Annotated in this window: 21 protein-coding genes; 11 read left to right on the top strand and 10 right to left on the bottom strand. The window is 61.8% G+C overall.

The window, feature by feature from the left end; all coding sequences use genetic code 11:
* Positions 1 to 73 precede the first annotated feature (73 nt).
* Positions 74 to 2,293: an EAL domain-containing protein gene (locus I2G20_RS15155; RefSeq protein ID WP_196260581.1), complete on the top strand. Its 2,220-nt coding sequence runs from the start codon at positions 74 to 76 to the stop codon at positions 2,291 to 2,293.
* Positions 2,294 to 2,300: 7 nt separating this feature from the next.
* Here the strand turns inward: I2G20_RS15155 and I2G20_RS15150 are convergent, their stop codons facing one another.
* Together I2G20_RS15150 and I2G20_RS15145 are read right to left on the bottom strand one after the other, a co-directional pair.
* Entirely contained in the window at positions 2,301 to 2,723 is a 423-nt protein-coding gene (locus I2G20_RS15150) for a MerR family transcriptional regulator (protein ID WP_196260580.1), read from the bottom strand.
* Positions 2,701 to 4,410, bottom strand: coding sequence for a long-chain-fatty-acid--CoA ligase (locus I2G20_RS15145; protein ID WP_196260579.1), 1,710 nt, complete (start codon positions 4,408 to 4,410; stop codon positions 2,701 to 2,703). Before I2G20_RS15145 ends, I2G20_RS15150 begins: the two co-directional genes overlap by 23 nt.
* Before the next feature lie 373 nt (positions 4,411 to 4,783).
* On the opposite strand from I2G20_RS15145, the gene I2G20_RS15140 reads away from it, so the two are divergent.
* The 8 genes from I2G20_RS15140 (at position 4,784) to I2G20_RS15105 (ending at position 16,285) form a co-directional block, all read left to right on the top strand.
* A complete protein-coding gene (locus I2G20_RS15140) occupies positions 4,784 to 7,267 on the top strand; it encodes an acyl-CoA dehydrogenase (RefSeq protein ID WP_196260578.1) in 2,484 nt (827 codons plus the stop codon).
* Positions 7,268 to 7,329: 62 nt separating this feature from the next.
* The gene (locus I2G20_RS15135; protein ID WP_196260577.1) at positions 7,330 to 9,297 is read left to right on the top strand and encodes a 3-hydroxyacyl-CoA dehydrogenase NAD-binding domain-containing protein; all 1,968 of its coding nucleotides are present in this window, start codon (positions 7,330 to 7,332) and stop codon (positions 9,295 to 9,297) included.
* An 8-nt stretch (positions 9,298 to 9,305) separates the two neighbouring features.
* The gene (locus I2G20_RS15130; RefSeq protein WP_196260576.1) at positions 9,306 to 10,589 is read left to right on the top strand and encodes an acetyl-CoA C-acetyltransferase; all 1,284 of its coding nucleotides are present in this window, start codon (positions 9,306 to 9,308) and stop codon (positions 10,587 to 10,589) included.
* Positions 10,590 to 10,748: 159 nt separating this feature from the next.
* Positions 10,749 to 12,338, top strand: coding sequence for a peptide ABC transporter substrate-binding protein (locus I2G20_RS15125; RefSeq protein WP_196260575.1), 1,590 nt, complete (start codon positions 10,749 to 10,751; stop codon positions 12,336 to 12,338).
* Between the two features lie 105 nt (positions 12,339 to 12,443).
* Positions 12,444 to 13,367, top strand: a complete 924-nt coding sequence (locus I2G20_RS15120) for an ABC transporter permease (RefSeq protein ID WP_196260574.1) — start codon at positions 12,444 to 12,446, stop codon at positions 13,365 to 13,367.
* Positions 13,367 to 14,287: an ABC transporter permease gene (locus I2G20_RS15115; RefSeq protein WP_196260573.1), complete on the top strand. Its 921-nt coding sequence runs from the start codon at positions 13,367 to 13,369 to the stop codon at positions 14,285 to 14,287. The genes I2G20_RS15120 and I2G20_RS15115 overlap by 1 nt, the downstream gene beginning before the upstream one ends.
* Position 14,288: 1 nt before the next feature.
* Positions 14,289 to 15,278 carry an ABC transporter ATP-binding protein gene (locus tag I2G20_RS15110; RefSeq protein WP_196260572.1) on the top strand — a complete coding sequence of 330 codons (990 nt, stop codon included), beginning with the start codon at positions 14,289 to 14,291 and terminating at the stop codon, positions 15,276 to 15,278.
* Positions 15,275 to 16,285: an ABC transporter ATP-binding protein gene (locus I2G20_RS15105; protein ID WP_196260571.1), complete on the top strand. Its 1,011-nt coding sequence runs from the start codon at positions 15,275 to 15,277 to the stop codon at positions 16,283 to 16,285. The genes I2G20_RS15110 and I2G20_RS15105 overlap by 4 nt, the downstream gene beginning before the upstream one ends.
* A gap of 6 nt (positions 16,286 to 16,291) precedes the next feature.
* On the opposite strand, the gene I2G20_RS15100 is transcribed toward I2G20_RS15105, so the two are convergent.
* On the bottom strand, positions 16,292 to 16,810 hold the full coding sequence (locus I2G20_RS15100) for a response regulator transcription factor (protein ID WP_196260570.1): 519 nt from the start codon (positions 16,808 to 16,810) through the stop codon (positions 16,292 to 16,294).
* A gap of 241 nt (positions 16,811 to 17,051) precedes the next feature.
* Here I2G20_RS15100 and ykgO point away from each other — a divergent pair, with 241 nt between their 5' ends.
* Entirely contained in the window at positions 17,052 to 17,177 is a 126-nt protein-coding gene (gene ykgO / locus I2G20_RS15095) for a type B 50S ribosomal protein L36 (RefSeq protein WP_116655134.1), read from the top strand.
* Between the two features lie 89 nt (positions 17,178 to 17,266).
* On the opposite strand, the gene I2G20_RS17550 is transcribed toward ykgO, so the two are convergent.
* From I2G20_RS17550 to I2G20_RS15085, 3 genes are all read right to left on the bottom strand, one after another.
* The gene (locus I2G20_RS17550; RefSeq protein WP_425502653.1) at positions 17,267 to 17,692 is read right to left on the bottom strand and encodes a GNAT family N-acetyltransferase; all 426 of its coding nucleotides are present in this window, start codon (positions 17,690 to 17,692) and stop codon (positions 17,267 to 17,269) included.
* Positions 17,693 to 17,754: 62 nt separating this feature from the next.
* Positions 17,755 to 19,191: a pyruvate kinase gene (gene pyk, locus I2G20_RS15090; RefSeq protein WP_196260569.1), complete on the bottom strand. Its 1,437-nt coding sequence runs from the start codon at positions 19,189 to 19,191 to the stop codon at positions 17,755 to 17,757.
* Entirely contained in the window at positions 19,188 to 19,664 is a 477-nt protein-coding gene (locus I2G20_RS15085; protein WP_196260568.1) for a DUF1036 domain-containing protein, read from the bottom strand. Before I2G20_RS15085 ends, pyk begins: the two co-directional genes overlap by 4 nt.
* A 350-nt stretch (positions 19,665 to 20,014) precedes the next feature.
* On the opposite strand from I2G20_RS15085, the gene I2G20_RS15080 reads away from it, so the two are divergent.
* Complete coding sequence (locus I2G20_RS15080; RefSeq protein ID WP_196260567.1) at positions 20,015 to 20,290, top strand: DUF2312 domain-containing protein; 276 nt, start codon at positions 20,015 to 20,017, stop codon at positions 20,288 to 20,290.
* Positions 20,291 to 20,367: 77 nt separating this feature from the next.
* On the opposite strand, the gene I2G20_RS15075 is transcribed toward I2G20_RS15080, so the two are convergent.
* From I2G20_RS15075 to I2G20_RS17155, 4 genes are all read right to left on the bottom strand, one after another.
* Complete coding sequence (locus I2G20_RS15075; RefSeq protein WP_196260566.1) at positions 20,368 to 20,712, bottom strand: VOC family protein; 345 nt, start codon at positions 20,710 to 20,712, stop codon at positions 20,368 to 20,370.
* A 79-nt stretch (positions 20,713 to 20,791) separates the two neighbouring features.
* Positions 20,792 to 21,622 carry a helix-turn-helix domain-containing protein gene (locus tag I2G20_RS15070; RefSeq protein ID WP_196260565.1) on the bottom strand — a complete coding sequence of 277 codons (831 nt, stop codon included), beginning with the start codon at positions 21,620 to 21,622 and terminating at the stop codon, positions 20,792 to 20,794.
* A gap of 13 nt (positions 21,623 to 21,635) precedes the next feature.
* Positions 21,636 to 23,576: a 1-deoxy-D-xylulose-5-phosphate synthase gene (dxs, locus tag I2G20_RS15065; protein ID WP_246473102.1), complete on the bottom strand. Its 1,941-nt coding sequence runs from the start codon at positions 23,574 to 23,576 to the stop codon at positions 21,636 to 21,638.
* Between the two features lie 112 nt (positions 23,577 to 23,688).
* On the bottom strand, positions 23,689 to 25,359 hold the full coding sequence (locus I2G20_RS17155; protein ID WP_343070351.1) for a peptidoglycan L,D-endopeptidase MepK: 1,671 nt from the start codon (positions 25,357 to 25,359) through the stop codon (positions 23,689 to 23,691).
* Positions 25,360 to 25,553: the final 194 nt, after the last annotated feature.

Genomic DNA, 25,553 nt, shown 5'->3' with positions numbered 1-25,553 from the left:
TTAAGTCTTGACTCGCAGACTGTCTCCCGCGGCGAGAAGGCCGTCAACACAGCGAGGGGCGCGGGCGGGGGTCATGCTCAGCGAGCGAAACAAGGGTCTGCCAGAAAAGCGAGGGGACATGCTCGACTTCATAGAGATGGCCATGTCGCGTACCGACCGGGCCATCCTGATTTCGGGCTCAGACCGTGAAGTCTGCTACGTCAATCCTGCCTTCACGACGCTCTTCGGCTATACCCTCGACGATATTTTGGCAACGCGCCCATGGGAGTTGCTGGCCGGACCGCTGACCGACATCAAGGTGCACGAGCGCGCTCAGCACAGCCTGTACGGGGAAACCGCCTTTCACGACGATTTGCTGCTGCGCACCAAAAGTGGCGACCCAATCTGGGTTTCAGCGCGGCTCGAGCCTGTCCTTGACGAGAAAGGCCAGCTCACCCACGTGGTTGCCCTCCTAGCCGATATCACCAACACCAAGCGGCTGCAGGTCCTTCAGCGCGAGGTGCTCGAGGCGATGGCGCGCGACGTGCCGCTTGTCGAGCTCATGAATTCGATCTGCTCGCAGGTGGAGGCGCTGGCGCCCGATATCGTGAGTTCGGTAATTGCGATTGACAACGAGGGACGTCTGCGCCCGCTTGCCGCCCCCTCGCTGCCGTCCTCGATAGCCGAGTTCATTGACGGCCTTCCGGTTGGCGAGGGTGTCGGCACCTGTGGGACGGCCGCATGGCGCGGCGAGGTGGTCGTGACCCCTGACATTGCCAGCGATCCGGCATGGGAGGCGTATCGCGAGCCATTCATGCGACTGGGAATCCGGGCATGCTGGTCGACTCCAATGCTGATGCGGGACGGCAAGGTTACGGGAACCTTTGCCTTCTATTTCGCTGACGAGCGCGGTCCTAGTGCCTGGCATCAGCAGATCGTCGATACCTGCGTTCATTTATGCGGGATGGCGATCGAGCGCGAGGAAGCCAAGTCGCGCATCAACCAACTGGCTTATTTCGACGGGCTGACGGGTCTGCAAAACCGTGCCTCTCTTCGCCGCCGAATCGGCGAAAAGCTGCGTCGCGATACCGGCCGCAGGATGCGCATGGCGTTCTTGTGCGTGGACATCGATCGTTTCAAGGACATCAACGACACTTTCGGCGCGCCGGTGGGCGATGGCGTGTTGACGGCAGTTGGGCGGCGTTTGTCTGACCACTTCGGCTATCAGGGCGCGGTTTGCCGGCTGAACGGGGATGCCTTCATCATTGCGCTTGAGGATACAGACCGGGAAAACGCGGCGCGTCACGCACGCGATGTAATCGCTGCGCTTCTCGAGCCGGTCCAGGCGGCGGATGTGACGCTTCCCATCTCATCGAGCGTTGGGATCGCGCTCTATCCCGACGATGCGAAGGACATAGACGGACTGCTGCGCCATTGCGAAACGGCGATGTTCGAAGCCAAGGCCGAGGCGCGGGGGTCCTACGGATTTTACGACCCCGAGGCTCGGGCGCTCAACAAGGAGCGCCTGGTTCTGGGCACCGCCTTGCGCGAGGCAATCGCGCTCGATCAACTCGAACTCGTCTACCAGCCCCAGGTCGATGGCAATAGCGGTGCGATCTATGGGGCCGAGGCTCTGGCACGCTGGACGCATCCTCAATTCGGGCCGGTGAGCCCCGGCAGGTTCATCCCGATTGCCGAACAGATCGGTGTTATCGAAGCCATCGGCAACTGGGCAATGCGTACCGCTTGCGCGCAGCTGGCCGACTGGCGGGCCCGGGGGTTCGACGTGCCGGCGATCTCCGTCAACATATCTCCTCAGCAGTTCCGCAACCGCGGTTTTTGCGAGAGCGTTGCCGTTTGCCTCGAACGTTACAAGCTGGTCCCGTCCGACCTGACCGTCGAGATCACCGAAGGCGTGATGCTCGAGGAAACGCCCGCCGTCGTCGCCAATGTGCGCAGCCTCGCCGAGATGGGCATCAGGCTGTCGATGGACGATTTCGGTACCGGACATTCGAGCCTGTCGCTGCTCGCGCGCCTGCCCGTGACCGAACTCAAGATCGACCGGAGTTTCATGGACCGGATCGAGACCGATGCCACTGCGCAGGCGGTGGTAATGGCGGTCATCGGCATCGGGCAGAGCCTCAACATGACCCTTGTGGCCGAAGGGGTGGAGACCGAGGCGCAACGCCAGTTCCTGATGGCCTTGGGATGTGCGGTTCACCAGGGCTATCATTATGCAAAGCCGATGAGCCGGGAGTCGTTCGAGGGCTGGATGAGCGGACGGATTGCCAGGCAGGTCCGCCGCAGCGCCTGAAGGGCTGTCAGCCTTGCGAGTGAAGCCGCTCGTCGGCGAGTGATCGGATTTCCAACAATTCGTCGATCGTGGTCTTCAGATCATCGAGCTGTCGGCGCAACAGGGCGAGGCGCTCGTCCACCTTTTCCACCAGCAGTGTATGCTGGGCGGTTCGGGAGCCATCGGCGTCGTAAAGGCTCAGATATTCGGAAATGTCGCGCAGCGAGAAGCCGAGCCGCTTCCCGCGCAGGATGAGGATCAGCCGCGCGCGATCGCGGCGGCGGAACACGCGCGTCCCCCCGACGCGTTCAGGCTGAAGGAGCCCCTTGGCTTCGTAGAAGCGGATGGCACGGGTCGAAATCCCGAACTCCTTGGCCAGATCGGCAATGGCGAACAGCTCGGTTTTTTCGGCGTCGACGGTGCTCAACTCATTTACCCTTGGTTCGCTCATAGTCTTCCCGAAGGTCTTTTTTGGAGAGCTTGCCGATCATGGTTTTGGGCAGCTCGTCACGGAAGATGATTTCGCGCGGCATTTCGAGCTTGGAGAGCTGCTCCTTGAGGAACGCCATCAGCGTATCCTCGTCGAGGGTTTCGCCTTGCTTGAGCTTGACGTAAGCGATGGGAGCCTCACCGCGATAGTCGTCCTTTACGCCGATGACATTGGTTTCGTCCACCGCCGGGTGACGGTAGATCGCATCCTCGATGGCGCGCGGATAGACGTTAAAGCCCGAGCAGATGATAAGGTCCTTGATGCGGTCGACAAGGAAGAGATAGCCATCCTCGTCCATATAGCCAACGTCCGCGGTACGCAGGTAGCCATTGGCCGTGAAGACCTCCCTGGTGGCTTCCTCGTTCTCGTAGTAGCCGAGCATGACCTGGGGGCCTTTGACGGCAAGTTCGCCGCGCTCGCCCAACGGCACTTCCGTTTCGGGATCCTCAAGGCTCACGAACCGGACGTCGGTTCCGGGCAGCGGCAGGCCAATCGACCCGCGTTTGGACGGCTTGCGTAGCGCGGCGCAGGCGACGACCGGCGAGGTTTCGGTCAAGCCATAGCCTTCGGCAAGCAAGGCCTTGGATTTGAGTGCAAAAGCGTCGCGCGTCTCGTTGGGCAGACCCGCGCCGCCGGAGATGGCCACCTCGATCGAGGATAGCAGTTCGGGGGTCGCCTCGGGCTTTGTCGCCAGCGCATGCAGCAGGGTCGGCACGGCCGGCAATACATTGGCCCGCGTGCGCTTGAGGGTCGCAAGGAAGGTCTTCATCTCGAAGCGGGGAAACATGATCACCTGAGCGCCCGAGCACAAAGGCACGTTCATGCACACCGTCATCGCAAAGATATGGAAGAAGGGCAGGACCGCCAGGATCTTGGAGGGAGGATAGAACAGCCCGTCGCCCCATTTGTCGATCTGGCTCATATTGGCCGCGATATTGGCATGCGAGAGCATCGCACCCTTGGGGATGCCTGTCGTGCCGCCCGTATATTGCTGGACCGCAACGTCTTTTTCCGCATCGATCTCGACCGGGGCGGGCGCGGCGTTTTTCGCGATCAGATCGGCAAAGCCTATGACCGCGCCAGCGGCCGGTGACCGGGTGGGGTGGGCAAGATCCTTGCGCTTGACAAGTTTGAAGAGGAATTTCTTGAGCCCCGGTAGCACATCGGGGAAATGCGCGACGATCAGCTTCTTGATGTGGCCCTGCGCCACGAGCTTTTCAGCGTTATCGAACGTCACCTTGAGGTCGAGGGTGATCATCACGTCCGCGCCGGCATTGGAGACGATGTGGGTGAGCTCGTGGAGCGAATAGAGCGGGTTGCAGTTGACGACGGTGGCACCGGTGCGCAGCACGGCCATGTAGGCAATCACATAATAGGGCGTATTGGGCAGGAGCAAGGCTACGCGGTCGCCCTTCTTGATGCCGAGCTCCTTCTGGAGTGCGCCCGCGAGCGCATTCACCTTCGTGCTCAGTTCCCGATAACTTGTGGTGGCGCCGAGGAAATCGATGGCCGTGACATCGCCCATTTTGGCGCATGAGGCGAGAAACTGCTCATGAACGGGCGTGGTGACGATGCCGTTCTGCCAGTCGATGCCCTCGGGGTAGGACTTGATCCAGGGGCGAGGGGCAGTGGACGTGGTATCGGTCATGGCTGTTCTCCTCCGGGCGGGCTTTTTACCCTTCTCCTCAAATGAAATATGTCATAGGCTGACGTAAGCGTCAAATAAGTTACCTAGGGCAGCATGACTGACGCTTCTGTGCGGAGCGGCATCGCGTTCGATTGGGTGCAACCCGATGCAGCCGTACAGCGTTGCCGTTCGGCGGGTTTTTTCGACTGCCGGCCGAGGAGGGCGTTCAATTTGACGCATAAGGCAATAGATTGACGTTAACGTCTATGCGTGTATGCTGTACCAATAGGGGAAATTGCCGGCACTGAAGAACCGAGACCGGTATTGACTGCCCCGATTTCGAACCTGCCGGGATGCTTCCGCCAAGCCCCGGCCAGTCGAGGAGGACTGTCAGATGGGTTGGGCAATACTCGTTCTTTCTATCGTTGCATTTTTCGTTTTGGCCATCCGTCAGTCCCCGCTTTGGCAATGGGCGCTTGCGGCCCTGATCCTGGGCACACTTGCAATGCTCCGGGCCGAAGACGGGCTTGCGTTCTCGAACTCGATCGCCGGGTGGGCGCTGGCCCTCTTGCCTGCAGTGATCCTCGGGTTGCTTTCGATCGGTGCCGTCCGGCGCGCGGTGCTTACAGGGCCCGCCTATCGCATGGTCAAGGCCATACTGCCGCGCATCTCCCGCACCGAGCAGGAAGCGCTTGATGCGGGGACGATCGGCTGGGACGCCGAAATCTTCTCGGGTCGTCCCGATTGGGACAAGCTCCTCGACATCCGCAAGCCCGACTTGACCGAAGAGGAACAGGCTTTCCTCGATGGCCCGTGCGAAGAGGTTTGCGCGATGATCGACGATTGGGACACGCGCCACAATCGCCTCGATCTTCCCCCCGAAGTCTGGCAGTTCCTGAAGGACAAGGGCTTCCTCGGCATGCTCATCGGCAAGGAGCACGGAGGCCTGGGCTTTTCGGCGCAGGCGCAGAGCCAGGTCGTATCAAAGATCGCCTCGCGCTCGGTGGCAGCGGGCATCACCGTGATGGTGCCCAACTCTCTGGGTCCGGGCGAGCTGCTGGAAAAATACGGCACGCCCGAGCAGCAGGGGAAATATCTCCACCGTCTCGCCAAGGGACTGGAAATTCCCTGCTTTGCACTCACCGGTCCTCACGCCGGCTCTGACGCGGCTGGGATGCGCGATGTCGGCGTCGTCACTCATGGGGAATACGAGGGCAAGACCGTCCTCGGGGTTAGGCTCTCCTGGGACAAGCGCTACATCACACTCGCCCCCGTCGCGACGCTGCTTGGCGTGGCGTTCAACCTCTATGACCCTGACAATCATCTGGGCAAGGGCGAAGAGGTGGGCATCACGCTCGCGCTCATCCCCGCCGATTATCCCGGCGTCAATATCGGCCGCCGCCACTTTCCGGCACGCGCCGCCTTCATGAACGGTCCGACGTCGGGCAAGGAGGTGTTCATCCCGCTCGATTTCCTGATCGGTGGCCCCGATTATGCCGGGCAGGGCTGGCGGATGCTGATGGAGTGTCTCTCCACCGGTAGGGCTATCTCGCTCCCGGCCATCGGCACGGTTTCGATCAAGGCCGCGCTGCGCGCGACCTCGGCCTACGCCCGCATCCGCCGCCAGTTCGGCATCGCCATCGGCATGATGGAAGGTGTTGGCGAGGGCATGGCGCGTCTAGTGAAATCCGCTTACCAGTTTGAAGCCTCGCGCTCGGTTACGGCGGCGATCGTCGATGACGGGCAGAAGCCTGCGGTGATATCGGCGGCACTCAAATATCGCACGACCGACGAGATGCGGCACCGGATAGACGATGCGATGGATATCCATGGGGGCCGCGCGGTGCAGGACGGTCCCTCGAACTACCTGTTTTCGGGCTATTCCAACGTCCCCGTCGCGATTACCGTGGAGGGCGCCAATATTCTGACGCGCACACTCATCACCTTCGCGCAGGGCGCGCTCCGCGCCCACCCCTATCTGCTGAGGGAAGTCGAGGCGGCGCAGAACCCGGACAAACGTGCCGGGCTCAAGGCGTTCGACGCTGCCTTTTCCGGCCATTTGGGCTTCATGCTGCGCAACATGATCGCCTCCTTCTGGCACAACCTCACCTTCGGGCGCTTTGCCTCGAGCCCGGTCGAACACGAGCTCAAGGGCTGGTATCGGCAGTTGCACCGCTATTCGCAGAGTTTTGCCTTGGCCGGCGACTGGACAGTTGCCTTCCTTGGGGGCGACCTCAAGCGCAAGCAGATGCTTTCGGGTCGCATGGCCGATGCGTTCTCCGATCTCTACCTGCTTTCGACGGCGCTCAAACGTTTCGAGGATGATGGACGGATGCCCGAGGACATCGCGATCATCGACGCCATCGCGCGCGATCGCATTGCGGGGGTGGAAAAGGCGCTGGGCGAAGTCGTCGACAATTTCCCCAATCCCTTCATGCGCTTTGCGCTCAATTTCTTCATCTTCCCGCTCGGTCGCCATGCGCGCCCGGCGAGGGATCGCGACAATTTCCGCCTCGCCCGCTCGGTGCTCGGCCAGTCTGTCCTGCGCGACCGGCTGACCCGCGGGGTCTATGTCAGTTTCGACCCCAACGACCGCATGGGGCTGCTCGAAGATGCGTTGATCAAGGTCGAGGCGGCGGCCGAGATCGAGAAGAAATTCTTCCGCGCCATCAAGCGGGGCGCGATTCACCGTCGTCTCGACCGCGATGCGATCGATGACGCGGTCGCGGCCGGCGTGCTCACGGTCGAGGAGGCCGCGATCCTGCGTATCGCCGACGATGCAACCGACCGTGTCGTCCGCGTCGACGATTTCGCCGCCGACGAACTCGCCCGACCGCAAATTGCTCCAGCAAACGGCATCACCGCAGCCGCCGAATAGGCGGCTAGCGGGGCCTTTTAAATCTTCGTGCCCAACCGCTGAACCCTCGAAAGGAACGAGCCTTGGCACAATCCGATATTTCCAATCTGCGCCACTGGCGCTTTTCGGTCGATGTCGAAGGGATCGGCTGGCTGATCCTCGATGTGGCGGAATCGCCGGTTAACGTGTTGAGCCGCGAAGTGTTGACCGAACTCGATGCGGTCATTTCCCACGTCGAAAACCTTGTCAAAGCCGGTTCGATCGCCGGGGTCGCGCTTTTGTCGGGCAAGCCGGGGTTCATCGCCGGGGCGGATATTTCGGAATTCGATTCGATGAGCGACCCCGCCATACTGCCCGAAGCGCTCAGGTTCACGCATGCGCTGTTCCAGCGAATAGAGGATTTGCCGGTGCCCTTCGTGGCCGGAATATCGGGTTTCTGTGTCGGGGGAGGGCTCGAACTGGCCCTGGCCAGCCATTATCGCATCGCGGTCAACGACGATACGACCAAGCTCGGCTTTCCCGAGGTCAAGCTCGGTATTTTTCCCGGTTTTGCCGGAACGGGCCGTTCGATCCGTCAGGCCGGGCCGCTTGATGCCATGCAATTGATGCTGACAGGCCGCAATCTTTCCGCCGGCGCCGCGCGGCGACTGAACCTCGTCGACAAGCTCGTGCGGCATCCCGACATGCTGCGCTGGGAAGCGCGCAAGGCGATCCTTTCCAAACGCAAATCCGCGTCGGCACCCTTTGGCAAGCGCGTGATGGCGATGGGGCCGATGCGAGGCCGGGTGGCCGAGAAGATGCGCACCGAGACCGCAAAGAAGGTCAACAAGGCGCATTACCCTGCGCCCTTTGCGTTGATCGACCTCTTTGAAAAGCACGGCGACAATCCCCAGGCGATGATGAGGGCCGAGATCGATGCTTTCATACCGCTCATGGGTTCGCCGACCGCGCAGAACCTGCGCCGGGTGTTCTTTCTTTCCGAAAGCCTCAAGAAGCTCGGGGCCAAGGGTAAGGACAGGCCGAGCTTCTCGCGCGTGCATGTCGTCGGTGCCGGGGTCATGGGGGGCGATATTGCTGCATGGTGCGCGATGCGCGGCATGGCGGTGACGCTCCAGGATATGGATCTCGACCGCATCAAGCCCGCTCTCGACCGCGCCAAGTCGCTCTTTAAGAAGCGGCTCAAGACCAGGCAGGCCGTGGAGGCCGCCATGGCACGCCTTGAAGCGGACGTTGAGGGCAGAGGTATCCCACGTGCCGATGTGCTCATCGAAGCGGTTGTTGAAAAGCTCGAGGTCAAGCAGCAGATTTTCGGGGCGGCGGAAAAACGCATGAAGCCTGATGCGATCATGGCGACCAACACCTCTTCGATCGAGCTCGAGCGCATCGCAGAAAAGCTCGACAATCCCTCGCGATTGATCGGGTTGCATTTCTTCAATCCCGTGGCACAGTTGCCGCTGGTCGAGGTCATCCGCTCGACACTCAATGACGACGCGGCGATCCGCAAGGGTGCGTCGTTCGTCCTCGCCATGGGCAAGTCGCCGGTGGTGGTAAAGTCCGCGCCGGGCTTCCTCGTCAACCGGGCGCTAATGCCCTACATGCTCGAAGCCGTGGATCGGGTGGAAAAGGGCGAAAGCCCCGAGCAGCTAGATGCGGCTGCCGTCGCCTTCGGGATGCCGATGGGGCCGATCGAATTGATGGATACCGTTGGTCTCGACGTGGGCGCTTCCGTGGCGCGCGAACTCGGGCAGAAGGTGTCCGAGGACAGCAAGTTCGCCAAACTCATCGCTGCCGGCAAGCTCGGGCGGAAGACCGGCGAAGGCTTTTACAAGTGGGTAGACGGCAAGCCGCAAAAACAGAAACCGCCGGCCCATGCGAACCTGCCGGGGCTCGGACGCGATCTCGTCCAGCCCCTCGTGGATGCGACCGAGGAGATCGTTGCACAGGGCGTGGTTGAAAATACCGATCATGCCGATATCGGCATGATCCTTGGCACCGGGTTCGCGCCATTCCTCGGCGGACCGCTCAAGGCACGGCAGGATGGAAAGGCATGAGCAGCACCATGACACAGACCCTTCGCAGAGTGGCCATTGTCGGCAGCGCGCGCATTCCCTTCTGCCGTGCCTATACGGGCTATGAGAACGAGACCAACCTTTCGATGCTGGCCACCGCCATCGGCGGGCTGGCCGACAAATACGGGCTCAAGGGCGAGCGGATCGGCGAGGTCGCGGCTGGCGCCGTCATATCCCATTCGCGCGACTTCAACCTCGCGCGCGAGGCCCTGCTCGATGCGGGGCTCTCCCCGATGACGCCAGGCACGACCATGCAGATCGCTTGCGGCACCTCGCTGCAGGCGGCGTTGCTGCTCGGGGCCAAGATCGCCACCGGCGAGATCGACAGCGCAATAGCAGGGGGCTCGGACACTGTTTCCGACAGCCCAGTGGTTCTCGGGCCCAAGATGCAAAAGCGCATGATCGCGCTTTCGCGCGCTCGGACCGCCGGTGAGAGATTGGCGGCCTTCAAGGGCTTCAATTTCGGCGAGATCACCCCCGTCGCACCTTCAACGCAGGAGCCGCGCACCGGGCTCTCGATGGGCGAGCATTGCGAGCTAATGGCAAAGGAATGGGGGATCACCCGCGAGGCGCAGGACGAGGTGGCGCTAAGAAGCCACCAGAACGCGGCACGCGCCTACGAAGAGGGCTTTCACGACGATCTCGTCGTGCCCTGCGCAGGGATCGTCAAGGACAACAACATCCGCCCCGACACAACGCTCGACAAGATGGCGACGATGAAGCCAGCCTTCGACAAGAGGTCGGGCAAGGGCACGTTGACTGCGGCCAACTCCACCCCGTTGACCGACGGCGCCTCTTCGGTGCTGCTCGCGAGCGAGGATTGGGCGAAAGAGCGAGGCTTACCGATCCTCGCCTATCTTACGATGGGTGCGGTTTCGGCGAACGATTTTGCCCATGGCGACGGGTTGCTGATGGCGCCCACCATCGCGGTGTCCGACCTCATGCGCCGTTCGCGGCTCACCTTCGGCGATATCGATCTGTTTGAGCTCCACGAGGCGTTCGCCGCGCAGGTTCTGTGCTCGCTCAAGGCATGGGAAGATCCAGGCTACAACCGGTCGGTACTGGGGCGCGAGGAGCCGCTGGGCACAATTCCTGTTGATAAAATAAACGTAATGGGGTCCTCGCTCGCTTATGGACACCCCTTCGCGGCCACCGGTGCCCGCATCCTCGGGATGACCGCCAAGATGCTGAATACGCTCGATAAATCGCGAGCGCTGCTTTCGGTTTGTACGGCCGGGGGCATGGGTGTCGCAGCGATTGTAGAAAGGGCATAGATTAATGCTTGCAAACGGGAATTGAGCAAGGATACGCTCCGTTCCGTTGCAGGAAGGGAACGGTTTTTCCTCAAGCATCGCAATAATAGCCATCCCGTTTCAAAAGAGGGTGGCCATGGGTCGGAAACACTGAAACGTCCAACAAAGGAGACGATCATCATGCAATTTCGAACGGTTATAAAGGGCGGCCTGTTGGCCGGCCTCATGGCTTTAGCCATGTCCGGCTCGGCGCTTGCCGTAACGCTGCACTCGTTCAACGGCGGTGAGCCGGCTTCGCTCGATCCGCACCGCGTGTCGGGCGACTGGGAAAACCGCATTGTAGGCGATTACATTGAAGGCCTGATGACCGAAGATGCCCATGCGGAGCCGATCCCGGGCCAGGCATCCAGCTATACGGTTTCTGACGATGGTCTCGTCTATACCTTCACCATTCGCGACGATGCGGTCTGGTCCGATGGTACCCCCGTCACCGCGCAGGATTTCGATTTTGCGTTCAAGCGCCTGTTCGATCCGGAGACCGCTGCGGACTACGCTTATCTGCAATATCCGATCAAGAACGCCGAGGCGGCCAATGCGGGCGATGTTCCGCTCGATGAGGTCGGCATCCGTGTCATCGACGACAAGACCATCGAGTTCACGCTCGAGGCGCCGGCGCCGTACTTCCTCGACGCGCTGACGCACTACACCGCCTATCCGGTTCCCCGGCATGTCGTCGAACAGCATGGTTCGGAGTGGATCCGGCCTGAGAACATCGTTGGCAATGGCGCTTACCAGATCGTCGAGTGGATTCCCAACAGCCATATCCGGGCGGTAAAGTCCGAGACCTATTACGACGCCGAGAATGTCCAGATCGATGAAGTCGTCTACTATTCGATGGACGATATTTCGGCTGCGCTCGCACGCTACCGTGCCGGCGAGTTCGACATTCTCACCGATTTCCCCGCCGACCAGTACCAGCTCCTGCAGGATCAGTATCCTGGCCAGGCGCATGTCGCACCGTTCCTCGGACTCTACTACTACGTGGTCAACCACAACAAGGAAGAGCTTGCCGATCCGAACGTGCGTCAGGCTCTGTCCATGTCGATCAACCGTGAGATCATCGGCCCCGATATTCTTGGCACAGGTGAATTGCCGGCCTATGGCTGGGTGCCTCCGGGAACGGCGAACTACGACTTCGACGAATACCGTCCCGACTGGGCCGATCTCGAATATGGCGAGCGCGTCGCGCAGGCTATTTCGCTGATGGAAGAGGCCGGCTATTCAGCGAGCAACCGTCTCAACCTGCAGCTCAAGTATAACACCAACGAAAACCACCGGCGTATCGCCGTGGCCATCGCGGCCATGTGGGAGCCGCTGTATGTCGATGTCGAATTGTTCAACTCCGAAGTGGCAGTTCACTACGACGCGCTTCAGAATAACGACTTCGACGGCGTCGGCCGCGCTGGCTGGCTGATGGACTACAACGATGCCATCAACATGCTCGAACTGCTCCGTTCGGACATCGGCTACAACTACGGCCGCTACAACAACGCCGAGTATGATGAACTGCTGCGTGAGAGCGCCCTGATCACCGACATGGATGCTCGCGCCGAAGTGCTCCGGCAGGCCGAAGAGATCGCGATGGGCGAAACTGCCGGCATCCCGATCTACTACTACGTGTCCAAGAACGTCGTCTCCCCGGCCATTTCGGGCTATGAAGACAACGCCAAGGACATCCACCGCACGCGTTGGCTTTCCAAGTCGGAATAGTCTCCTGACGTCGAGGGGTGCAAGGCGCAGACGATGCGTCCTGCACCCCTATCGGTTTTTGCCGCATCGGGCGCACGCTGCCGGATGCGAGATCGGTGAGCCACCATGATCAACTATGCGCTGCGCCGGGTGCTTTCGGCGCTTCCAATCATGTTAATCGCGATCACGGTCTGTTTCGTGATCCTGCGCCTTGCGCCGGGCGGCCCGTTCGACGGCGAACGTCCGCTCCCCCCTACCGTTCTCCAGAACGTGATGGCGCACTACAACCTCGATAAGCCTCTCTGGGAGCAATACTGGATTTACCTGAGTGGGGTGTTGCGGGGCGATCTCGGCCCTTCGATGACATCCTACGATTTCTCGGTGAGCCAGCTTCTGGCCATCGGGATGCCGTTTACGCTGATGCTGGGCATGACGGCGTTCGTCTTTGCGACGGCGGCCGGAATGCTCGCGGGCGCCGTTGCGGCGGTTTACCAGAACAAATGGCCCGACTACCTCCTTGTGCTGGCGGTGATGATCGGGCTGATCATTCCCAACTTCCTGATGGCTGCGTTACTCCAGCTTGCGTTCGGCGTCCATTTGAAGTGGCTGCCGGCGGGCGGGTGGCCTGGATTTTCCATTCCGCATCTCATCCTGCCGGTCCTCGTTCTGTCCTGGCCCCACGCGGCGCGCATTTCGCGGCTGATGCGTGGGTCGATGATCGAGACGCTGGGCACCAATTATGTGCGCACCGCCAGGGCCAAAGGCTTGGGCTCCCGGCTGGTGCTGGCGCGCCATGCGCTCAAGCCTGCACTCATACCCGTCGTCTCCTATCTGGGGCCGGGGCTTTCCTATCTCCTGACCGGTTCGCTCGTGGTCGAGAACGTCTTCGGCCTGCCCGGAATCGGGCGCTATTTTGTCAACGCTGCGCTTAACCGCGATTATGGGCTCGTATTGGGAACGACAATTTTCTACGTCGTCCTGATCCTCATTCTCAACCTGATCGTCGACCTGGTCTATGCCTGGCTCGACCCAAAAGTGAGGTACCGCTGATGGCCGGTCTGACAGGCAAGGACGCGGTGCTGACCGCCTATGCGGAAAAGCTTGCCAATCTTGACGCTCCCAAGGGGCGCTCGCTCTCGCAGGACGCGATGCGCCGGCTCTTCGCCAACAAGGCGGCACTGGTGTCGCTTTTCGTGATGGTGGGCATCATCATTATCGCCTTTGTTGGCCCTTTCTTTGTGCCCTGGGGTGTGGGGCAGGTGGACTGGACGGCTTTCCGCTCTCCACCCGACCTCGAAAAGGCTCATTATTTCGGGACCGACCAGAACGGGCGCGATCTCCTCGCGCGCACGTTGCAGGGCACCCAGATGAGCCTTGTGGTTGCGCTGGTGGCGACGCTCGTCTCGGTGGTGATTGGCGTCATTTATGGTGCGGTGGCAGGGTATTTCGGCGGCAAGGTCGATGCGGTGATGATGCGCTTCGTCGACGTCATGTACGCCCTGCCCTATATCCTCTTTGTCATCATTCTCGTCGTCATATTCGGCCGCTCGCCGATCCTGCTGTTCATCGGGATCGGGGCGATCGAGTGGCTGACGATGGCCCGCATCGTGCGCGGACAGACAATCAGTCTCAAGGAGCGCGAGTTCGTCGAGGCGGCGCGGGCCAGCGGTGCCAAGCCGTTCACCATCATCATGCGCCATATCGTGCCCAATCTCGCCGGTCCCGTGGTGATCTACGCGACGCTCACTATCCCCGAGATCATCATCACCGAAAGTTTCCTTTCCTATCTCGGACTGGGCGTGCAGGAACCGCTGACGTCGCTCGGCACGCTCATTTCCGACGGCTCGTCGGTGGCCGAGGTGATGCCGTGGCTCCTCGTATTTCCTGCCGTCGTTCTGGTAACGATGTTGCTTTGCCTCTCCTATCTCGGAGACGGTTTGCGGGACGCACTCGATCCGAAGGACCGTTGACATGACCAATGTTCTCGATGTGCGCGATCTCAATGTGAGCTTTGCGCTCCACGACTCCGAAGTGCACGCCGTGCGCAACCTCGATTTCTCGCTTCATGCGGGGGAAACGCTGGCCGTGGTTGGCGAGAGCGGTTCGGGCAAGAGCCAGTCCTTTCTCGCCATCATGGGGCTCCTGGCCAGGAACGGCCGCGCGACGGGGTCGGCGAAGATGGGGGAGGTCGAACTTGTCGGCATGGCGCCCGAAAAGCTCGACAAATACCGGGGCAAGGACATCGCGATGATCTTCCAGGATCCGATGACCTCGCTCAATCCGTCGCTCAGGGTGCGCACGCAGTTGTCGGAGGTCCTGGTCAAGCACCAGGGCTATGACGAGAAAAAGGCGCTCAAGGAATCGATAGAAATGCTTGAGCGGGTCGGTATTCCAGCGCCGGAACGACGGGCGGCGGCCTATCCGCACGAGCTCTCTGGCGGTATGAGGCAGCGCGTGATGATTGCCATGGCACTCTTGTGCCGGCCCAAGATTCTCATCGCCGACGAGCCGACCACGGCGCTCGATGTGACCGTGCAGGCGCAGATGCTCGATCTCTTCAAGGAACTCACCACCGATTTCGGTACTGCGCTCGTGATGATCACCCACAATCTGGGGGTTGTTGCCGGTCTCGCCGACAGGATGATGGTGATGTATGGGGGGCGGGCGGTGGAAACGGGGGCGGTCGACGAACTGTTCTACGATCCTCGCCACCCCTATACGCTGGGGCTCCTGTCCTCGACGCCCAACCCCGAATCGAGGGCGCAGCGGCTCAACCCAATCAGCGGGTTGCCACCCAGCCTCGAGCATCTTCCGCCCGGATGTTCTTTCAATCCGCGCTGCGCGTTCCGGTTCGAAAGGTGTTTTGAGGAGCGTCCACCGCTTGCGCCCTACGGGGCAGGCGAGCGCCGGAAGGCATGTTTTTATGAAGGCGAATTGTTGCCCGAGGAGCGTTCGGCATGAGTTTTGTTGAGCCTGCCGTCACGGCGGAAATCCCGCTGCTCAAAATCGAGAATCTCAAGAAGACCTTCTCGATCCCCACGTCGCTGTTCCGCCGTCCGCTGACGCTGACCGCGCTCGAGGACATCAACTTCACGGTCCAGAAGGGCGAGACGCTCGGGATCGTGGGGGAATCGGGATGCGGGAAATCGACATTGGGGCGCTGCATCCTCCAACTCATTGCCCCCGATGAAGGCAAGGTGCTCTGGCTTGGGCAGGATCTTACGGAATTGCGCTCCGAGGAGATGCGCCGGAAACGCCAGGACCTGCAGATCATTTTCCAGGATCCGCTCGCTTCGCTCAATCCGCGCATGACGGTAGGCGAGATCATCGCCGATCCGCTCAAGACCCTGCGCCCGGACGTCTCGCGCACCGAACGCCGGGCGCGCGTGATCCGGATGATGGAGGCGGTGGGTCTTTTGCCCGAGATGATCAACCGCTATCCGCACGAGTTTTCGGGCGGGCAGGCGCAGCGCATCGGGATTGCGCGCGCGCTCATTACCGAGCCCAAGCTCATCGTCTGCGATGAACCGGTGTCGGCGCTGGACGTTTCGATCCAGGCGCAGATTCTCAATCTTCTCTCCGAGCTCAAGGACGAGTTCGGCCTTACGCTGGTCTTCATAAGTCACGACCTTTCGGTCGTCCGGCACGTATCGGACCGCATCCTCGTACTTTATCTGGGGCGGATCGCGGAACTGGCGACGGGCGAACAGCTCTATACCGACCCCAAGCATCCCTATACGCAGGCGTTGCTGACCGCCGTGCCTATCCCCGATCCCAAGAAGGCGCGCGAACGTAACATCGTGGCGCTGATGGGCGAAATCCCCTCGCCGATCAACCCGCCCTCGGGCTGCCGCTTCCGCACGCGCTGCCGCTACGCCATCACCAAATGCGCCGAGGTCATACCGCCGCTTGAGGAGATTTCCACCGGGCGGCTGGTGGCGTGCCATCGCTGGAAGGAAATCGACTGAAGCCTCCTACGACCCGCGTTGGCGCGATTGGCGCCGTTCGGGCCCGCGATATTCGAATTTGTGGCGTCGGCGATCGGGGCCCGAATAGGCTTGGCTGGCGACGAATTCCCGGGGATGGCTCAAGGCAGCATGGAGCCGGGCGTGCAGGATATCCCCGCTGACCGGCATCCGGATGAACTCGTTTACGCCTGCGTCGCGGGCCATTTCGATGAATTTCCGGTCCGATATCCCTGAGATCATGATGATGGGCGCCGTGGCGTTGGGGCTGTCCGCGCTGGTGCGCAGCTTCCGGGTGAGCGCCACCCCGTCCTCGGGTCCCATGGCTCTATCGAGGATTATCGCATCGTAGGCGTTTGCCCTGAGAAGTCTCGCTACGACATCGCTTTCGTGTGCCTTGGCTATTTCCTTTATGCCCAGGCTTTTGAGCATCGCCCCCAGCGCCGAGCCGAACTCGCGATGGGGGGTGGCCACCAGAATATGGAGCTTGTCGGGCAGGGGGGGAACTGTGGTGGTAGGGTTTGACATGGCAAGTCACCGGGTTCCAGCAGACACGATAAACCGGTTGGCGCCCTGGTGCATCCGGGATCGGGAATTGGCGTAAAGGGGTGCTTAAAGAGGGGGCTGCGGACCATGCGCAAGCGGCTCCAATTCCGCGCTTGCGGACGCCATGACTCGCGTTGACAGGCGAGGGCTTTGCCCCTATGTTCCGGCCAACTTCAAGCGGCGCCTTGAGCCCCGCCCGTTTTCTTATTGTCTGAGGCTAGAAATGAAGATCCGCAATTCGCTCAAGGCGCTCATGACCCGGCACCGGGACAACAAGCTGGTCCGCCGTCGTGGCCGCGTCTATATCATCAACAAGGTCAACAAGCGCTTCAAGGCCCGCCAGGGCTGAGACCGGCGCTGTACCGGAATTGAAAAACCCGCCTTCGAGGCGGGTTTTTTGTTTTGCGGGAAGGCAGTCGGGGCGTCACGCCGTACCTTTCAAAGTCTGCGTTGCATAACGGAGAACGCCCTGCCTTGTTTTTCGAAGGTCTCAATGGTTGTCCAGCCTGCCTTGGAGTAAAGGCCGGCCGCGCCAGCGGTATAGAGGAAGAGTCGTTCGAGTCCGCCCTTCCGGGCCCGCGTCTCGAGTTCCTCGATTAACCGCAGAGCATATCCCCTGTTGCGGTACGGGGGGTCGATATAAAGGCCGGCGAGCCATGGATTCATCGTTGGCCTGCCTTCCAGGTCGTCCAGGCACAAGGCGACCATTCCCGCGGGGAGCCCGTCTTCGAGCAAAACCAGAACCGATGGTATCAGCTCATGGGAACCGGCGCACTGAGCGTCGAGTTCAAGAGTCTCAGCCAGGCTGGGCGGTCCCTCATTAAAGAACGCCTCCCAGCGCCAGACACCCGTCGTCTTTGCCAGAATCGGGGCGTCCGCAGTGGTGACGATGCTGATGGACTTGCCCGGCTCGATGTCTGTGCCCCTTACGATCCCCCCGCCCCGTCCTGTCCCACAAAGGCGATGCGGAGCATGTTGGTGGCGCCGGGTGTGCCCAGGGGGACACCCGCGGTGATGGCGATACGGTCGCCGGGGCGGGCGAGGCCTTCGAGATAGGCGATGGAGCAGGCGCGGTCGACCATGTCGTCGAGCGAGATGGCATCGTCGGTCTGGACGCAATGCAGGCCCCAGACGATCGAGAGGCGGCGCACCGTCGTAATCTTGGGCGAGAGCGCGATAATGGGTTTCGCGGGGCGTTCGCGGCTGGCGCGGATGCCGGTGGAGCCCGAGGAGGTGTAGGTGACGATAGCGGCAAGATCGAGCGTTTCGGCGACCTGACGAGTGGCGGCCGAAATGGCGTCGGCGGCGGTGGCCTCGGGCTCGGTGGCCTGGGCGCGGATGATGCCGTGGTAGAGCGCGTCCTGCTCGACGGCCACCGCGATGCGGTTCATGGTGGACACCGACTGCACCGGATAGGCGCCCGAGGCGCTTTCTGCCGAGAGCATCACTGCGTCGGCGCCTTCGAAGACAGCAATCGAGACGTCGGACACCTCGGCGCGGGTCGGGACCGGCGCGGTGATCATCGATTCGAGCATCTGGGTGGCGACGACGACGGGCTTGCCGAGCCGGCGGCACATGCGGATCATGCGCTTTTGCAGCCCGGGAACGGATTCGAGCGGCATTTCGACGCCAAGGTCACCGCGGGCGATCATGATGGCGTCCGAAAGCCGGATGATCTCCTCAAGCCGGTCGATTGCCTGCGGCTTTTCGATCTTGGCCATCACGCCGGCGCGGCCCTGAACGGTCTTGCGGACCTCGATGATGTCCTCGGGCCGCTGGACGAAGGAAAGGGCGATCCAATCGGCTTCCACTTCCAATGCGGCTTGCAGGTCCGCGCGGTCCTTGTCCGTCAGAACGCCGACCTCGAGAATAGTGTCGGGGAGCGAAACGCCCTTTCGGTCTGACAGCTTGCCGCCATAGACCACTTCGCAATTGATTGCCTCGGGCGAGCAGGCGGTGACGCGCAATTCGATCTTGCCGTCATCGAGCAGCAAGCGTTCGCCGGGCTTTGCAGCCGAGAGAATTTCGGGATGCGGAAGGTGGACACGGGTCTTGTCGCCCGGTGCGTCGGAGGCATCGAGGGTAAAGGTCTCGCCCTTGGCGAGGGTCACCGCGCCATCCGCAAAACGCCCGATTCGCAGCTTGGGGCCCTGGAGATCCACCAGAATGCCGATGGGGTATTTGGCGGACTTTTCGATGGAGCGGATCTTGGCCACGGTTTCGCGCAGCAGGTCGTGGCTGGCGTGGCTCATGTTGATGCGGAAGACATCCGCGCCGGCACGGACGAGTTCCTCGATCACGCTCTGATCTGACGAGGCGGGGCCGAGGGTGGCGAGAATCTTGACGCGGCGGTTTCTTCTCATTGCGGGTCCAGGTTGATGTTGGTTTCGGTCAACTGCACCGTCCATTCGGTGTTGTCGCCGGTGTCGAGCTCGAAAAAGCCCGTGCGCTCATAGCCGCGGGCAAGGCAGTCTTCAACGCCGAATATGGTGAAGCTGGCGTCCTGGGTGCACATATAGACCGTGCCGTCCCAAGCGCCGCCCCCGATGTCATCGACTGCGTAAAGGTAATAATAACGCGAGGAGAGCGCGCCCTGATAAACGGTCGCGCAGGCGCCCGAGCCGGCAACCCACCAGCCTTCGGACTGCCAGCCCGCGCTCGCGCGGTAGCCAAGGGCGATCGAGACGGTGTTGGGCGTCTGATTGCAAATCTTGAGATCGGCGCGCGCCTCGGACGGAAGGACGACTGCCAACGCCGCGATGGCAAGGCAAACGAGAAGGCAATGACGGAAGACGTGCTGCACGATGGCGGTTCGCGAGGGTAATTTGCAAGGCATGACGTTTCTGCTCAAGGGGTCCGGGGATGTCAATGTCTAAGACCTTCGTAGGGCATAAATTGGTTCAGGCTCGCTGCGCTAAGGCATGAAAAGAGATCGTTCAGCGCTTTCCTGAACGAATTGAACGAAAATCGTATAGTTCGTTCAGTTAAAAATCCCGGAGCAGATTCGCTCCTCCGAGGGGGATGGCAGAGGGATGCCTGGCGGAATGATATCGCAATTGGTCCCAGGGGGGATGTTGGCTGTGGGTAACCGGCGGCAAGTCTTGCGAAGCGGGCCCCCTTGGTTTTGATAGGGGCAGCGCGGCCTTCCGGCCCATCAAAGACTCACGCAATTTCAGGGAAACACCCATGTCCGATCACGGCATCGCCCGCGACCAGCTTCGCGCTTTCATCGAACGCATCGAGCGACTTGAAGAGGAAAAGAAGGCGATCGCCGATGACATCAAGGACGTCTATGCCGAGGCAAAGGGCTCGGGGTTCGACACCAAGGTAATGCGGCAGATCGTGCGCATCCGTAAGCTGGACCGCAACGAGCGCGCCGAGCAGGAAGCGATCCTCGATCTCTACATGCATGCGCTGGGCATGGTTTTCGACGCGCCCGCGGCGGATCAGAACGAGGATTGAGGCGGGGTCGACGACCCATTTAGGGGTTCCTGGCACGGGTTGTCCCTTCCCAGCGTCGGGAAGGGACCGTTTGACCCTTACTTTGGCTGCTTGAGGCCAAAAATTGTGCCGTTGGGGTCGCTTGCATAAACCACCCGGCCCTGCCCGGGTATGGTGTTGATATCGCCCTGCTGCTTGCCGCCGTTCTTTGCAATCGACGAGAGGACGAAGTCGATATCGGCCACTTCAAACCACAAAATGGCGGGTTGTGACTGGTAACGGTCGGACATGACCGCGCCGGTCGCACCATCGTTGCCGGACAGAAGCATGTAGTTCGGCACATGGGGCGAGGGTCCGGCAGTCCAGCCGAGAATGTCGGAATAGAATCTTGCCGTCATTTCAGCATCGCTCGCGGTGAGTTCAAAATGAACGAGCTTTGTCATTGCCGTGTCTCCAGTTGGTTTTCACGGGAGTGGGATAACGAAATGCCGCCAACCGTGATTGGACAAATCTGGAGCCGGGTCAGATTCCGTGCATCATCTTGGCAATGCCGTTCAGCGTCTCGCGGAAGTGCGTAGGTGAAACGCCGGTAAACCGGCGGAAGTCGCGGTTGGCATGGGCTTGGTCGTAATAGCCCTGCATCACGGCGAGCTGGGCCAGCCCACCTCCGGTGGTGTCAGCAAGCAGGCGGCCGACATGGTTATGGTACCGGACGATGGCGATGAACGTCTTGGGCGAAATGCCGAGATGGAGGCGGAAATCGCGATAGAGCCGGTCATAATCGGTATCAAGATTGCGGACGAGGGCGGCCACTTCGATGTCGCCGCTGGCAGCCTCGATCTGCGCGATGGCGCGCTGAAGCCGGGTGAGCACGGCCGGCGCCAAGGGGCAGAGGTGACGAGATAGCGCCCTTTCCAGACGGCGCGCGGCTTCTTCCCCCAAAGGGCTTTCCGCGAGGGCCGCGACGAGCCTGTCCGCCTCAACATTTCCCAGCCAGTCCGCGAGTGGCACCGAGCCGTCGACCGCAAGCGGCGCACCCAACGCGCTCAAGCCGAAGGGCGTCGGTTGCGCCGCAACAAGTCGGGAACGGCCCGTTTGGCCTATTATGACCGGGCGTGTGGCTATCCCTGTTACGGCGCTTTGATTGAGTTCGCTTGTTCCGGTTTGGGGATCGATACGCTCGCCGGGTTCGGCGAGACTTACAAGAATGACCGGCCTGCCGTTGGGTGTGAGGATTTCAAGCCGCTTCGTGGGGCCGACATCGGCTTCGATGATCCAGAAGTGCTCTATGTAATCGGCGAGCCCAGATGTGGGCGCGAAACGTTCATATCGAAGATCCGGCGGCAGGTTCATGTCGCCTCGATCGTCAGCTTCCTTCCCGTCCGGCCTTCAGTGCCTGCAGCGCGAGGGCCTCGTCGCCAATGGCGGTGAGGGCCGTGGCGACAATACCGTTCCGGTCGAGACCGGCCTGGGCGTACATGTCGTCCTGGCCCGCCTGATCGATATAGCGGTCCGGCATGAGGAGGGGGCGGAATTTGAGGCCGCCGTCGAGCAGGCCCAATTGCGCGAGGCGGGTCGCGACGTGGGAACCGAAGCCGCCGATGGCGCCTTCCTCGACGGTCAGCAGCACCGCGTGGTTGCGGGCAAGGCGGGCCAGCAGATCTTCATCGAGCGGCTTGGCAAAACGGGCGTCGGCCACGGTGGTCGAGAAACCGAGGCCATTGAGCGTTTCGGCGGCGGCGAGGCATTCCCCGAGCCGCGTGCCCAAGGACAATAGCGCGATAGCCGAACCTTCCCGAAGGATGCGGCCCTTGCCGATCTCGAGTATCTTTCCGCGCTCGGTCATCTCGACGCCCATTCCTTCGCCGCGCGGATAGCGGAATGCGATGGGACCCTCGTCATAGGCCGCGGCGGTCGTCACCATGTGGCGCAACTCGGCCTCGTCGCCCGCCGCCATTACAACCATGCCAGGCAAGGTCGCGAGATAGGCAATATCGAACGCGCCGGCATGGGTGGGACCATCGGCACCGACATAGCCGGCACGGTCGATGGGGAAACGGACCGGCAGGTGCTGGATCGCGACGTCGTGGATCACCTGATCGTAGGCGCGCTGGAGGAAGGTGGAATAGATGGCGCAGAAAGGCTTGAGGCCCTCGGTCGCTAGCCCGGCCGCGAAGGTCACGGCATGCTGTTCGGCAATCCCGACATCGAAGGTGCGGGCAGGGAAGGTGTTCGCGAATTTGTCGAGCCCGGTGCCCGAAGGCATGGCGGCGGTGATGGCGACGATCTTCTCGTCGCGCTCGGCTTCGGCAATTAAACTCTCTGCGAAAACCGAGGTGTAGGACGGGGCGTTGGACGGCGTCTTGGCCTGGGCTCCAGTGATGACGTTGAACTTGGAGACGCCGTGATACTTGTCCGCCGAGGCTTCGGCCGGGGCATAGCCCTTGCCCTTCTGCGTCACGACATGAACGAGGATCGGCCCGCTTTCGGCGTCGCGGACATTTTTGAGCACCGGGAGAAGGTGGTCGAGATTGTGTCCGTCGATGGGGCCGACGTAATAAAAGCCCAGCTCCTCAAAGAGCGTGCCGCCGGTCCACCAGCCGCGGGCGTATTCCTCGGTCTTGCGCGCCTGCTCCTTGATGAAGGGCGGCATGACGTTTTCGACGAAATGCTTGGCGGCGTCGCGCAGGCCGCGATAGGCGGGCCCGGAAACAAGCTTTGCGAGATAGGCGCTCATCGCCCCGGTGGGTGGGGCAATCGACATGTCGTTGTCATTGAGAATGACGATAAGACGGGCATCCATCGCACCGGCATTGTTCATAGCCTCATAGGCCATGCCCGCAGAAATCGCGCCGTCGCCGATGACGGCCACGACATTGCGCCTTTCGCCCTTGAGGTGTGCACCGACCGCCATGCCGAGACCTGCGGAGATGGAGGTCGAGGAGTGGCCGGCACCGAAGGGATCGAATTCGCTCTCGCCGCGCTTGGTGAAGCCCGATAGCCCATTCTTCTGGCGCAGGGTGCGGATGCGGTCGCGGCGCCCGGTCAGGACCTTGTGGGGATAGGCCTGATGGCCGACATCCCAGATGATGCGATCGTCAGGAGCGTCGAAGACATGATGAAGTGCCACGGTCAGTTCAACGACGCCCAGTCCCGCTCCCAGATGGCCGCCGGTTACGGAAACGGCGTCGATGATTTCGGTGCGCAACTCATCGGCAAGCTGGAACAGGTCTTCGCGCTTGAGATCCTTGAGGTCTGCGGGCGCTGAAATGGTATCGAGCAGAGGGGTCTTGGAATTTTCTGACAACAGACCGGACCTTTGGATCATTCCCCCGACACGCAGGAACGTTTCCGCTGGTGTAGCCAGACCGGCGGCTTTTGGCAACCGAAGAGGCTAGACCGGGGCAGACCGCCGCAGATTAACGCAAGGTCACCCAGATCGTTCCGCCGTCGCCGCCGGACGCCCCGGTGCCGAGGGAGGCTGTGCGGGCGAAGGCATAGCCATGAGTGCCGGTCCCCAGTTCGGTTTCTGGGCTGAAATCGGCATTGTCGGGATCCGAGAAGAAGGCGAACTGGGCGCTCGACATCGAAGAGGGGTGCGTGAAGAGTTCGGTCACGTGGTCGAGGTCTGGCGCAAAAAGTTCACCATCGCGGGCCTTGAGCGCTGTCAGGGCGTTCTCGGTGGCCGCATCGGGCCGGCCGTCCAGAGGCAGGATCGGCCCTTCGAAAAGAGCGGCGAAGCTATCGAGGCCAACTTCGGGCGCGAGCGAAGCGGCTGCCATGGATTCGGGTTCGAGCACGGCCGCAGGCTGCGGCGTGGCAGCGGAAGCCGGGCGCGCCAGCGGCACTGCAGCGGCTTGGGGGGCGGGGCTGGCTTGGATGCGGGCGTTGGGCGCGGCATAGGCCGTAGCAGCTACACTGGCGCCGAAATCAGGTCGCGCGGGAGGCTGCTGGTCGATCGCCGCGATGGCCAACGCACCTTCGTTGCTGGCTTGGGCCGTAGCGGATGGTGTGCCAGCGCGAAGTTCGGCGATCGTGCGCGACATCGCGGGCGGAACCGGTGCCGCAGGAGCACTGGCGATCGCTGCAACCTCGGTCCGGATGGTATCGGCATCGACCACGGCGAATGGAATGTTCTGGGGCTGGGCGGCGGCAACGGCGGTAGGCCGGGTAGGGGGCGTGGGGGGCGCGATGACGGCCTGCTGGACGGAAACCGAGGTAACCGCGCGGCTGGCCGGGGCCTGTGCCGGCGCCGCCTGCACGGCGGCCTGTTGCACCGGCGCCTGCTGGGTCTGGTTGCCGTCGGTGCCGGTCAGCCAATCCCAAAGTGTGCGGTTCGGGCCGGAATTGGCGCTCGCGGTACGGGTGTCCGAACTCCCCCAATTGTTGCCGCCCGAGCAAGGCACGCGACCGCAGCGCTGATAATCGGCCTGGGCGAGGTTATAGCCCTCCTGGGAGAGCACCTTACCGTTCGAGGGAAGATGCAGGGTGCGGCCATCGGGAAACAATTGCTGGAGCTGGGCAGTGGTCATGCGCGGCCAGGCGCGCACCGAGCCGGTATCGAGATGGACGAATGCCGTGCCCGAGGACGGATAATAGCCCACGCCACCGACCTGCTTGCGGAAGCCGATTTCGCGCAGCGTGTTCACGGGAAATCCGGGGATATAGAAATCGATCGCCTTGCCGGCCATGTGCTGGGAGTTGCCGGCGACCCCCGAGGATTGCGAGGCGAGCATCGCATTGGTGGCCGGTGAGCGATAGGCCGAAACGATGTGGATCGGCTGGTTGGAGCCGGTCTCCTGATAGACCTCCCAGAGAAGGTCAAAGAGCGCGGGATCCATGTTGGCCGGCTCGTTGCGCCGCCAATCGCGCAGAAAGACGTTGAGCTGGTTGAGGCCCTCGCGCACATACTGCCCGTTGCGCTTGAAGACGATGCGCGCGGTTTCCTTGGTGTGCGTATAATGGAGATAGAGGGCGCGTTCGTTGGAGGCCTGAACGGTCGTCGCGGGAAGAAGGGTCGCCACCGCAAGGATGCCCGCGAGCACAGCTCGCCCGATACGCTTGATGGTTTGTATTCCCCCGAAAGTCACGCCCGGTCATGCCCGTTATTTGATTCAAACTGCGGCGAAGTTAGCAGCAAGTTGATGAGAGAATCTTAACGCTAACGAGGTGTCAACGCCAGCCCTGCCCCGCTAAGTGCCTTCAATAGCGAGGAAATGGGGCATTGCCGTGGCGTTAATGTTCATCGTGGTTAACGGATGGTTGCCGGATCGGTGCTCAGGGC

Source organism: Pelagibacterium limicola (assembly GCF_015694405.1).
In the GTDB taxonomy this organism is placed as follows: Bacteria; Pseudomonadota; Alphaproteobacteria; order Rhizobiales; family Devosiaceae; genus Pelagibacterium; species Pelagibacterium limicola.
The sequence above is the reverse complement of the archived record's forward strand: the minus strand, read 5'-3'. Positions and strand labels throughout refer to the sequence as shown.